This is a genomic window from Clostridium sp. USBA 49 (assembly GCF_900167505.1).
Taxonomy (GTDB): domain Bacteria; phylum Bacillota; class Clostridia; order Clostridiales; family Clostridiaceae; genus Clostridium_AT; species Clostridium_AT prolinivorans.
Genome location: NZ_FUYD01000007.1, coordinates 112,738 through 125,765, shown reverse-complemented (window position 1 = coordinate 125,765; position 13,028 = coordinate 112,738). Strand labels below are relative to the sequence as shown.

The 13,028-nt window shown below is 27.5% G+C and carries 11 protein-coding genes; all 11 read right to left on the bottom strand.

Going from position 1 to position 13,028, the window contains the following annotated elements:
• Nucleotides 1–505: fructose-6-phosphate aldolase (fsa, locus tag B5D11_RS08465; protein WP_078682603.1), on the bottom strand; the 505-nt coding region annotated here is incomplete at its 3' end.
• A 291-nt stretch (nucleotides 506–796) separates the two neighbouring features.
• Nucleotides 797–1,741 carry a glycoside hydrolase family 43 protein gene (locus B5D11_RS08460; protein WP_078682602.1) on the bottom strand — a complete coding sequence of 315 codons (945 nt, stop codon included), beginning with the start codon at nucleotides 1,739–1,741 and terminating at the stop codon, nucleotides 797–799.
• Nucleotides 1,742–1,753: 12 nt separating this feature from the next.
• Nucleotides 1,754–3,505 carry a glycoside hydrolase family 2 protein gene (locus tag B5D11_RS08455; protein WP_078682601.1) on the bottom strand — a complete coding sequence of 584 codons (1,752 nt, stop codon included), beginning with the start codon at nucleotides 3,503–3,505 and terminating at the stop codon, nucleotides 1,754–1,756.
• 15 nt (nucleotides 3,506–3,520) lie between these two features.
• On the bottom strand, nucleotides 3,521–4,351 hold the full coding sequence (locus B5D11_RS08450; protein ID WP_078682600.1) for a carbohydrate ABC transporter permease: 831 nt from the start codon (nucleotides 4,349–4,351) through the stop codon (nucleotides 3,521–3,523).
• Between the two features lie 5 nt (nucleotides 4,352–4,356).
• On the bottom strand, nucleotides 4,357–5,184 hold the full coding sequence (locus B5D11_RS08445) for a carbohydrate ABC transporter permease (protein ID WP_242942258.1): 828 nt from the start codon (nucleotides 5,182–5,184) through the stop codon (nucleotides 4,357–4,359).
• A gap of 160 nt (nucleotides 5,185–5,344) precedes the next feature.
• On the bottom strand, nucleotides 5,345–6,622 hold the full coding sequence (locus tag B5D11_RS08440) for an ABC transporter substrate-binding protein (protein WP_078682598.1): 1,278 nt from the start codon (nucleotides 6,620–6,622) through the stop codon (nucleotides 5,345–5,347).
• Between the two features lie 428 nt (nucleotides 6,623–7,050).
• A complete protein-coding gene (locus tag B5D11_RS08435) occupies nucleotides 7,051–7,971 on the bottom strand; it encodes an ArsR/SmtB family transcription factor (RefSeq protein ID WP_078682597.1) in 921 nt (306 codons plus the stop codon).
• 345 nt (nucleotides 7,972–8,316) lie between these two features.
• Nucleotides 8,317–9,774 (bottom strand): glycoside hydrolase family 32 protein, encoded by a 1,458-nt coding sequence (locus tag B5D11_RS08430; RefSeq protein ID WP_078682596.1) that lies wholly within the window; start codon nucleotides 9,772–9,774, stop codon nucleotides 8,317–8,319.
• 13 nt (nucleotides 9,775–9,787) lie between these two features.
• Nucleotides 9,788–10,630 carry a carbohydrate ABC transporter permease gene (locus tag B5D11_RS08425; RefSeq protein WP_078682595.1) on the bottom strand — a complete coding sequence of 281 codons (843 nt, stop codon included), beginning with the start codon at nucleotides 10,628–10,630 and terminating at the stop codon, nucleotides 9,788–9,790.
• A 1-nt stretch (nucleotide 10,631) separates the two neighbouring features.
• Complete coding sequence (locus B5D11_RS08420) at nucleotides 10,632–11,534, bottom strand: carbohydrate ABC transporter permease (protein ID WP_228202013.1); 903 nt, start codon at nucleotides 11,532–11,534, stop codon at nucleotides 10,632–10,634.
• Between the two features lie 63 nt (nucleotides 11,535–11,597).
• Nucleotides 11,598–12,902 (bottom strand): sugar ABC transporter substrate-binding protein, encoded by a 1,305-nt coding sequence (locus tag B5D11_RS08415; protein ID WP_078682594.1) that lies wholly within the window; start codon nucleotides 12,900–12,902, stop codon nucleotides 11,598–11,600.
• Nucleotides 12,903–13,028 lie beyond the last annotated feature (126 nt).

Below are 13,028 nucleotides of genomic sequence, written 5' to 3'. Positions count from 1 at the left end.
GAGGATTTCTTATACTTGCTGCAATAATTTCAGTATTTATGTTGTGTTTTGAATATATAGTTGATATTTTTTCAATTAAATCCATACCATTAGTTGAAATATCATCTAACCTTCCTAAAAATGGACTTACAAAGCTTGCTCCTGCATTTGCTGCAAGTAAAGCTTGTGCTGCTGTAAATACTAATGTAACATTTGTTTTAATTCCTTCTTTTGAAAGCACATTAACTGCCTTCATTCCTTCCCCTGTCATAGGTATTTTAACTACCATATTTTTATGTATTTTAGCTATTTCTCTACCTTCTGCAATCATACTAGGCGCATCATCGCTTGTAACTTCTCCACTTATTGGACCATCAACTATAGAAGTTATTTCTTTTATTACTTCTTTAAAATCTCTTCCCTCTTTAGCAATTAATGATGGATTTGTAGTTACTCCACAAATGACACCCATTTCATTAGCTTCTCTAATTTCCTTGACATTAGCAGTATCAATAAATAATTTCATTATAAACATCTCCTAATTTATATTTTTAATAAATTTAGCTCTTTATTTTCTATTTTTACTTTAATTTTTTTAAATTTATCCCTCCACATTCTAACCGAAATTGTTTTCATTTATCAATAATTTTATTTTACTATAATGGTGTAACTTTTTCAACTAATTTTAAAATGTTATTTAAAAATTTAAGTTTTTAAATTTTTAAATGATTTTTTAGTCATAAAAAAGCCTATGTTAAGTATATAACATAGGCTTAAATTTAAAGTTACTTTTTATATGCTAATATAAGTATATATTTTAATCAATAACTTTTAATGTATCATTTTCTTCTTTTAATGTAAAAAACTTAGCTCTTTCCTTGCCATGAGGAGTATCAGGACTATGAACACATAACCTTAAATTTCCTTTAAAATCTACAAATAAACTAGGATGACCTGCATTACAATCAAGTAATAATTTATCGTCATTTGTCCATTTACTTTCAATCATCCCATTTTCTGAACGAGCAATAGCAACTGTATAGCCTCCTAATCCATTTTCACTATATCCTTTTATAGAATAACTTGACCAAAGCAAAAGTAATGTTCCTTTTTTAGTCTTATATATATATGGCGCATCAGTTAAATAACCTTGTTTTTCTATTCTATCATCATTAAACAGTCTTATCCATTTCATCTTTGAAGCATCCAAAATTTCATAAGCTTCTTGATTTTTTGCTTCTTTTAAATCCTCAGTCAATTTAAGAGCTTTAATTTTACCATTAAAAGTTTCTGTCCATTCATGAGAAAATATAATCCAAGGCTGATTATTAGTGTCAACATATAAAGTTCCATCTAAACATTCTGCATTTTTTAATGTAACGGCACCATTACTGTATGGATAATATGGTCCTTCTGGTTTATCTGCAATCAATATTCCTGTTCCTCTATTTTCACCAATTCCACCTTTAAAAGATGCAAACATGTAGTATTTATCTTTATATTTATGAACTTCTGGTGCCCAATAGTTTCTAACTCCCCAAAACCCTTTTGGAGGGCTAAAAGCAACATATGGACCACTCCAGTTTTTTAAATCTTCTCCTATATAAACCTCAAAATATGGATCTATATCTCCTATACCATCAGCAAAAGTAGTTCCAAAAAGAAAATATTTTTTTCTCTCATGATCTGCATATACAAAAGCATCTCTAATATGAATATCTTCTGTTTTTATATTTTTTATTTTTCTTGCTCCAATTTTCATATTTTTCACCTTTTAATATACAATATTATGTCTATATTTTTCATTAATTCTTTTTATTTCTTCCAATTTACATTTTGGTTTTCTATCATAAGTTAACAGCCCATTTACTTCTTGCTCTACATCAGTAAGTTGTGTATAACAAAATCCAAATATAATATCAGAATTATATATTGCATCTATTATTCTTTCATAATCTTCTAAAAATTCTTCTTCACTTGATACAGACGTGTATCCCCAGCCTTGTGGATGTTTTTTATCAAAAGCAATTCCTCCAAATTCAGTAAGCATAATAGGTTCTCCTTCATTTTTAAAACCGTTAGCATATATTCTTCTTCCTGCTGGTTGTGAAACTAATATATTTTCTTTATTTTGTAATGACTTTAAATAATATTGATATTTTTCATTTTCATATTTTGAACCATGATTATAATTGTGAATAGCACAAATATCTGTTTTTGTTAGCTCCCATCCATCATTTGATATTACAAGTCTTGTTTTATCTAAAGAATGAGTAAGATGATACATTGTAAGTGAATGATGCTGTTCCATCTCATCTCTTCCTACTCTAGGAATACCCCAACTTTCATTTAAAGGTACCCATGCAACTATACACGGATGATTATAATCTCTATTTATAACCTCAATCCATTCTTTTATTAATCTTTCAACTGCTACTGAACTATATTCTGCATTACTTGGCATTTCACCCCAAACAATAAATCCTAGCTTATCTGCCCAATATAAAAATCTTGGATCTTCAACTTTTTGATGTTTTCTACACCCATTAAATCCCATTTTTTTTGCAAGTTCTATATCTTTTTTAAAATCTTCATCATAAGGAGCAGTTAACAATCCTTCTGGCCAATAACCTTGATCTAATACAAGTTTTTGATAATATGGTCTATTGTTTAAATATACAATACCTTTTTCTGTATGAATTTTTCTCATTCCAAAATAAGTATATACTTCATCTAAAGTTTCATCATCTTTTATAAGTTTTATTTTTACATCAAATAAATTTGGATTTTCAGGTGTCCAACACCACCCAGAGCCATGATTAAATGTCCTAAATATTTTCTTATTAAATAAATCTATACTTCTTTTATTATATTTTTCTATTATATTTATAGTATCTTTTACTACAAGTTGTCCTTTAAAACTTATCGTAATCTCTGCTTCTAAATCTTTTTCAATCCTAGGCACTTCAAATTCTATACAAACTTCTCCTTTATCAATATCTGGCGTAAATTTAACATATTTTAAATTTATAAAATTTATTGGTTCTATCCAAACAGTTTGCCAAATTCCTGTTGTTCTTTTATACCAAATACTGCTTGGATTTTCAATCCAATATTGTTTCCCTCTTGGAATTGTCTCATCATCCCATGGATCATAAACTTCTACAATTAATTCTTCTTCATTCCAATTTAAATTTTTAGTTATATCAAATGAAAAACTTGTATGCCCTCCTATGTGTTCTCCAACCATTTTTTCATTTACATAAACCTTACAATGGTAATCAACTGCACCAAAATTTATTATTATAGATTTATCTTTCCAATTATATGGTATTTTAAATTTTCTTTTATACCAAACCATATTACATGGCTTATTATCATTTATACCGCTTAATTTAGATTGATAAGCAAAAGGAACATTTATTTTTTGCCAATCTTCATTCTCAAATCTAAAATCCCATTCACCATTAAGATTTAACCATTCTTTTCTAACAAAATTTGGTCTTGGATATTCTTTTCTATACATTACTATAATCAACTCCTACTTTATTCCTGTATTAGTTATACCTTTAACTATATATTTATTAACTACTAAAAATATTGCTATTGCTGGCAATACAGCAATTACTGTTGATGCCATCATTTTTGCTGGATTTACAAAATTTGCTCCTTGTATAAGTCCTGCAAGACCTGTGGTTATTGTCTTCATTTCATTATTACTTACAACCAATGAAGGCCACAGATAATCATTATATATTCCAAGAAAAGTAATAACACCTAATGTCATTACTACAGGTTTAATTGATGGATAAACCACTTTTATTAAAATATCTATATATGAAGCTCCATCTATAGATGCTGCTTCTTCTAATTCTTTGGGAAAACCTATTAAAAAATTATAAATTAGATATACTCCTATTACATTTGCAGTATAAGGAAGTGTTAATGGTATATAAGAATTTAATAATTTAAATGTTTTAAAAATATAGTAAGAAGGAAATAATGTAACAATTCCAGGTACAGCCATAGCTGCAATAATAATTGTTAAAAAGAAACTTTTAAAAGGTACATTTAATCGCGCTAATGCATACGCTGCTAAAATATCTATAAATATTGTAAATAATGTCCCTATTACTGTTACAATAGCTGTATTGATAAGCCATTGAATAATTGGTGCTTCTGTTGTAGCAGAAAAAATACTTTTATAATTTTCAAATGTCCATATTTTAGGAAGTAAGTTTGCAGAAGCCATAGACTCTGAAAGAGTTTTAAAAGATGTTAAAATCATCCATATTAATGGTAACATAAATAATGTAGCTAATATTATTGCTATCAAAACTAATATTACAGTACTTATTTTTTTACTCTTCATTATCCTTACCTCCTAATTTCATCTTTTTCACGTGTTATAATCATCTGCAAAAAAGATATTAACATTATAATTATTCCCATCAATATAGCCATAGCCGAACCAGCTCCTAGCTGATTTAACCCAAATACAGTTTTTTCAATATTCATAATCAATGTAGTTGTGCTTTGTGAAGGCCCACCTGCAGTAATTAATTTTGCTTGACCATATAGATTAAAAGAAGCAATAGTTGTTGTTAAAATTACAAAAACTAATACATTTTTAATAGATGGATATATAATGCTTTTAAATTTATACCAAAAATTAGCTCCATCTAAAGAAGCTGCCTCATATAGTGATTGATCTATATCATTTAAGGAATTTATAAACAACATCATATTATAACCTATTGTCCACCATATTGTTGTAATAACTAAAGCAATCCAAGCATAAGGCTGTTTATTTAGCCAATTAATTGGTGAAGATATTATCCCTAAATTTATAAGAATGTTATTTATAAATCCTCCATTTCCATTAAATAACCATAAAAATATTGAAGCTACTGCAGTTACAGAAACAGAATAAGATATAAAAAATATTGTTCTAAATACAGGTTTTAATTTATTAGGTAAATTGTCTACTATTAAAGCTAAACATAAAGCAACTATTACAAGCGGTGGTACACTAATAAGAACAAATATTAGTACATTTTTTAAAGCTTTCATAAAAAATGCATTATACATATTACCAGATGTAAAAATATCTATATAATTTTTTAGTCCTATAAATCTATGAATTCCTGTTGAAAGATTCCAATTATTAAGACTTATCCATATGCCAAATATTATGGGTATCAACCAAAATATTATAAAACATAATAAAAATGGCAGTAAGAAAAGTATTGATTTAAATTTACTAATTCTCATATTGTCACTTCCTTCTATAAAAATTTAACAGCTAAAAATATATAATATACGTGAATTAATTTATATTAATTCACGTATATTATAATTAAATTTATTTAATACCACTTACTTGTTTTGCTAATTCTGTAGCATTTTTTAGTTCTATCATTAATTCATCTTCAGTTAAATTTTTTGTTGAAACTAGTTTATTAAATACTGTTTCATTCATATATCTAATTTGTTCCCCAAATTGGTATACATCTGGAGCTTGAACAAAAGTATCAAATTGTTGTTGATTATAATATGCCAATTGATATTTATCTTTATTTTTATTAACAAGTTCCATAGTTGCTTTGTGAAGTGGAGCCTGTCCTGCATCTGCCCAATTTATTAAATTCTCTGGTTTATACATATATTTAAAGAATTCAGCAATTGCCTCAATTTTTTTATCATCTGTTACTGTTTTAGAAACTGCTATTGTATGTCCATTTCCATAAACAGCTTTCTTTTGCCCTAATACAGGTATTGTTCCTATTCCTAAATCATCACCATATTTTTCTTTTGCTGCTCCATAAAACCAAGGACCTGTTAATGCGATTGCTGTTTGAACTGCTGCATTTTCTTTACTTTCTTTCATAAATGATTGAAATTCTCCATCTAATCCTAATCCTTCTGGTGAAATTTTATCTTTCCAAATCATATCATGAAATTTCATTAATGATTTCGCATATTCAGGTTGAGCAAAATTTAAATATCCATCTTTATCCAATTTTATTCCGTCTTGAGCAGCTATAGTGAGCATGTAAAACTCTACTAATCCTGAATTAGGAACTCCTAGTGCATATAAATTTTTATCTTTAGATTGAAGTTCTTGATTTATTTTTATTAAATCTTCATAATTTTCAGGTGCTTTACTTATAAGTTTTTTATTATAAAACATTGTCAACGGATGTATATCTAAAGGAATTGCATACAATTTACCATCTCTTGTTACAAGCTTTTCTGCTATTGGATGAAAATCTCCTATTTTTATTCCAGCTTTATCATATATATCGTTCATTTCTCTTAAAGAACCATCTTTTACATAAGTAGTTAAATTGTTAACATGCATAACTACTAAATCAAAATTATCTGCCTTAAACTTCGTATAATGATCTTTTTCCTGAAGTTCTTCAACAAAATATTTATTTTGCGATTTATTAAACCCGTCCGTAATTTTTTTCATGTATTCACCGTCGCCACCAGTAAATCCATTTATAAATCTTATTTTTATTCTTCCATCTGATGTAGTATTATTTTTACTTGTATCAGGTTTTTTAGGACTGCATGCTGCCAGTCCAACAGTCATAGCAGCTGTTAAAGCTAAACTTAATATTTTTTTGTAATTCATATTATATTTCCCCCCGTTTTATTAATAAATTATTTATATCAATTGCACTTTTAATGCAATTAACATCACTATTTAATAATTGAGTTAAAAGAAATTATTATTATACTTTTTGTTTTAAAACAATTTTTTTGTTTATTTTGGGAAAATAAAATTTGTTTATTTTTAAAACAAATTTTATGTTTTATTACATTTTTTTTGTTTAATTTAATTATAAAAAAACGTTTTCTATATGTCAATATATTTTTTAATTTTTATAAAAATTTTTATTAATGTTGAATTTAACAATCAATATAATTTTAACCTAAACTATATTCATATAATAATTACTTAATAAAATAAATTTATCAAGGATTAAAGCAAAAATTTTATCCTTGATAAACATAGTTAAAATTCAATATTAGTTTTTTATTTATGATAAATAAATTATTTTAATAATCTATTCTCATAACTATATGCTGAGGGTAATCTCCAAAATTATCTCCAAACAAATTCATTCCACCAATATTTTTCGCATCATCCTTAATTCCAATTCTAACAGAAATAAAATCATTTTTTTCTAAATCTAATTTATTTATATTTATATTAGAAACTTTTTTACCATCTATAAAAGCCCCTTCTTTTGTTATTCTCCATGTTTTTAACATTCCAAATTGCGTTGATCCATCTGACCACCATATTGGATTTAATTTTCCTCTTCTCCCTCCAAAATCACCTGGGCTAGTCCAAGTACCACATTCAATTCCATTAACCCACATTGTTATATCTGAAGGCCACTCATTTCTAAAATTTGGTGCTTCAGAACAAACTTCTACTGATATCTCAATCATTTTAGCTTTAACTTTTTCCAAAACAGTATTAGGAAATCTATATTCTAAATATCCTTTATGAAACCAAATTAACTGTGCATTAATTCTTAAAGGATCATAAAAGCTTCTTGGATCATCTTCTACACCTAAATACCCTTTATCTGTTACAATACCACAAGTTGGATATGCTTTACAGTCTACATAACTTCCTATAGGCATATTTATATAATAAGATTTATCACTTGAAGGCTTAGAAGACTTTAATATAATTTGTATAAAATCTCTTTTTCTACTACATAGTTTCATAGAGCCTCTAGTTCCTGGCTGAAGTTCTGTATGGATAAGCCCTGCTTCTTCTAAAATTTTAACATTAACTGCAGCTGTTGAAGCAGGTATTCCTAAACATTCAGAAATTTCATTTACATTTAATGAATTAAAATTTAAAAGTTTTATTATTTCTATTCTTATCTCTGATGCCAAAGCCTTAGCAACAGTATATAATTCTTCAGGTTTTTCCAAACTAAGCTCAATTTCTTTAGACATAATCACCTCTCCTTTAAAAATTTATATAACAGTTATTTTATTTTAAAACATATTTATTAGTATTTTATTATAACCATATATTAATTTAATGTAAATATAAAAATATTTATTATTTGATAATAAGTTTATAATATATAAAAATTTATATTTATATACCATTATTATAAATTTATTTATGACTTTAAATTTTAAAAGAAGTATGAAGGCAATTTTAATAATTACCTTCACACTTCTTTTATTTTTATCGTTTTATATATTTTTTATTTTCTTAAATAAAGTAATTTATAAAAAGTAATTTATAATATTATAAATTTTTAGTTAGTTTTATAATAATCATATAAAATTTCACTGTACTTTTATTGAAAAACATTCAAGTTTATGAATTTTTGCACTCCCTATAATACTTATTTCCATTAATGATTCTGTATTTTGTGGATAAACTCTTGCACTCAATACACGTCTACCACCATCTAAAAATATTTCAAGTGCTGAATTGTCTAATATAATATCTATTTCAAACAAATTATTTAAGTTTAAAACATCCGTTTTACGATAATCATCTTTTAAATAACAAGAATTTTTTCTATAAAGAGTAAATTGATTATCTTTATATGTTAAAAAAATGTTTTCTGAATCTGTAGGATATACTTGTATATTAATTTTTGTATTTTCTGTAATATTTATTTTACATTTTATTCGCATTGCAGTTTTAAGCTTAAAAGTTTTATTAAAATTATCTACGCTTAATTCTTTAATTTCTTCAACCAATTTACAATATTTATCTATACTGCTAACTGGTTTTTGAATTAATTCATTATTCTTAATTGATAATTCACGTGGAAGTATCATTGCTCCTGTCCAGTTAAGTCCCATTTCATGTGTTGGCATAGTATGTCCCCATATTTCCATCCAAGCAATCATAATTCTTTTCCCATCTGGTGAAATAGTAGACTGAGGAGCATAAAAATCTAACCCATGATCTATTTCTCCGTATTTTTCCATAATAAATTTACCTTCACTAGAATTAAATGTACCAATCATCCAAATAGAACTACTTACATTTTTATATCGTTCTCCTTGAGAATTCATTGCAATTGGAGAAATAATAATTACATCTTTATCGTCCAAATGAAACATATCTGGGCATTCCCACATGTTTCCAAAACGTTCATCACCTTTTAACATAACTGATTTAAATTTCCATTCAATCAAATCTTCCGATTCAAAAAGCAGCAACTGACCTATTCCCTGTGTTGTTTTAGAACCAACAATGCAAAAATATTTATTATCAATTTTTATAACTCGTGGATCTCTAAAATCACTTATAGACATATCATCAGTAAATAGTTCATTTTTTATCACCGGATTATTAGAATATTTGTCAAAATTTACTCCATCATTTGAAAAAGCAATACACTGAGTTTGATTTACTAAATTTTTATAATTATTTGGGTGTACATGTCCCGTATAAATCAAATAAAGTTTCCCCTCTTTTTCTATGGCACTCCCTGAAAAGCATCCATCTTTATCGTAAATTTCATCAGGAGCCATAGCTATTGGAAGATGATACCATTTTATTAAATCCGCGCTTACTGCATGGCCCCAATACATTGGACCCCAAATTGTATCATAAGGATAATGTTGATAGAACAAATGATATTGTCCATTGTAATATATAAATCCATTTGGATCGTTTATCCATCCACATACAGGTGTAAAATGGAAATTAGGTCTATATATATCTATAGTTTCGCATTCTTTACTCTCTTTATATTTGTTAGCACGTTTTAATAATTCACTCATTAAATTCCCTCCACTATTTTATGCCTACACCTGCTAGTCCTTGAGTAACATATTTTTGCATTGTCGCATAAATTATAATCATTGGTATTGTAGCTATAGTTAATGCCGCCATAATTTGATCTGTAAATACTGGTTGAGTATTAAATATAACATTTATAGCTACTTGAATAGGATATTTTTTGTCATCTGTCATAACCATTAAAGGCCAAACGTAATCATTCCATGACCAAATAAATGTCATAACCGCCGCAGTAGCATATATTGGTTTTGATAACGGAACAATAACTTTAACAAATATTTTTGCAGTTGAAGCTCCATCTATCTGTCCTGCTTCTTCATATTCTTTTGGTATTGTATCAAAAAATTGCTTAAATAAATAAATTAAAAACATATTAGTTATTGATGGTAATATTAATCCTGCATAAGTATTCGTAAGCTTTAATCGATGTATTATTGTAAATAAAGGTATTGTAGTATTCTCTAAAGGCACAATAAGCAGTGCAATAATACCAGTTAATATTAAATTTTTTAAAGGAAAATTATATCTAGATAACGCATATCCTGCCATAGAATTTACTATTAAACTTGAAATAACAGTTATACTAGCATATGCTAAACTATTTACTACAGGTCTTATAATATTAAACCTATCAAATAATTTATAATATGCACTAAACCATTCAGAAGGATTTCTTGCTGGTAAAAAAGTAGCAAGAGAAGTCATATCTTTAAATATATTGTTTTCAGTTTTCATTGAATTAACAATCATCCAAACTAAAGGAGCTAAAAATAAGATTGCAAATATTGTTAATATGATATATTTTATAGTTTCAATTATTATTCTTTTATGTGTCATTTTACTGCTCCTTTCCTAACTTAGATTGAAGAATTGATATTGGAAGAAGAATTATTGTAAATGTTAATGCAATAGCACTTGCATATCCAACATATCTAAATTTATAACCTACATTAAATATATGATATACAATAGTAAGAGTGGAATCTAATGGTCCTCCACCTGTCATAACCATAGGTTGTACAATAAGCTTAAATGCAGAAATTATTGTTGTAACTAATACAAATACAGCTACAGGCCTTAGGCCAGGTAAAGTAATGTAAAGAAATTGTTTCCACTTGTTTGCTCCATCAATATCAGCTGCTTCATATTGATCTGTTGGTATATTGCTTAATCCAGCAAGGAAAATCATCATTTGGAAACCCGCCCCCTGCCAAGATGAAATAAACATTATAGTTGGCATTGCCTGCTTTGGACTTGATAGAAATGGTTGTGCAGGTAATCCAATTGATTGAAGTAAGGTATTTATAAGTCCCCCATTAGGTGAGAGTAACATATTCCATAGTAATGATAAAACTACCAATGAAATAATATTTGGTGCATAAAAAGCCGTTCTGTACAATGTATTAAACTTGAATTTTTTATTAACCAAAACAGCTAAAATTAATGCAGTCCCTAATTGTACAGGTATTACCATAATAACAAAATAAGCTGTATTTATAAATGCTTTAATTACCATAGGATCCTTAAGCATAGTGCTAAAATTCTTTAACCCTACAAATTTAGTTTCATTTGGAGTTAAAAGATAATAATCTGTAAAACCATAAATTATAGATAATGCAATAGGAAGAATTATAAATAAAGTCCCAAGTACTAATGCTGGCAAGAGAAATAAAAAAGCTTTTGTAACTTCTTTTTTATTATATTGTTTGAAATATGTCATTATTTTTTTATTTAGCCTCAATTAACTCTAACCTCCTATAATAAAACTCAAAGGTGAGATATCTCACCTCTGGTATTATGATATTTATTTCTTTATATTACTATTAATAAATTTAACTCCATCATCTAGTGATTGTTTTACATCTTTTCCGTTGAATATTCCTTCTATAGCTCTTAAAAATCCTTCTCTAAATATTGGATAATTAGGTGTAACTGGTCTTGGATGGGCTGTATTAACGTTTTGTTGAACTAACATATTCATTATTGAATCATCTTTATATAAATCAGCAAGGGATTTATGAGATGGTAAATTACCTGTTGTCTTAGAGAATAATTTTGATGAATCTACGTTAGTCATCCATTTAACAAGTTCAGATGCAGCAGTTTTATCTTTGGAAGATGTTGTCATTCCAAATCCCCATGAACCTGAAGCTGTATATCTAGTATTATTCCAATTATCTGATACTGGCATTGGCATTACTCCCCACTCAAAATCAGGTTTACTTCCTTCAGTCCTTAAGCTGCCTACTTCCCATGGCCCGCTTAAATACATAGCTAAATTTTTAGCTCTGAATTCTTTACTTTGATCTATTTGAGTTACTGGTAATAATTTTTCTGAAGCTAATTTTGCAAGAAATTTGCCAGTTTCTACATTTTTATCTGAGTTAAAATTTCCATCAAACTTTCCATCTTTATCAATAACATCTCCACCATTTGACCAAAAGAATGGAAGGAACGCATATGGTGCCCATTCTGTCTTCTCCCAAGCATTCATGTTAAATGGATATTTAACTCCTATAGCTTGAAGTTTTTTAGCGTTAGCTTCAAATTCAGTCCATGTCCATGGTTTTTCAATTGTTGCAGGTGTTATTCCCGCTTTTACAAATAAATCTTTATTATAAAACAATCCAACCGAAGTTTCAGCTGGTGATAAAGTATACAATTTACCTTGATAAGTTCCTTGTTGAATTATTGAATCAACATAACTCGATTTTTCTTCCTGCGAAACATAATCATCAATAGGTGCAAGTACTTTTGCTTCAGCCCATGCTGCTGTATCAGGTCCGTCACTAGTTAATACATCTGGTAATGAATTTGAAGCTATTGCAGCATTAACTTTATCATTATATCCACCACCAGAATTACTTCTAGGAATATATTGAATTGTTGCTTTATACTTTCCGTCAAACTTTTTATTAAATTCATCTATCCTCTGCTGATATACTTTTGCATCAGGTGTATCATTAGATACATGTGTCCAAACAATTATATTGCTTACCTTATTATTTCCAGCATTTTGTTGATTATCGCTATTACCACATCCAGCTAATACTGTTGTTGCTATAATACTTACAGTTGATATTAAAGCAATTAATGACTTTTTTTTCATGTTTATCCCCCTATCATAATAGAAATATAGATAAAATTTAAAAATCGTTTTCAGTAAAAATGAAAAATTCTTTTTTATCTTCACCTCTTTTCACATAAAAATATTGTTTACATTTAACAAAAAACT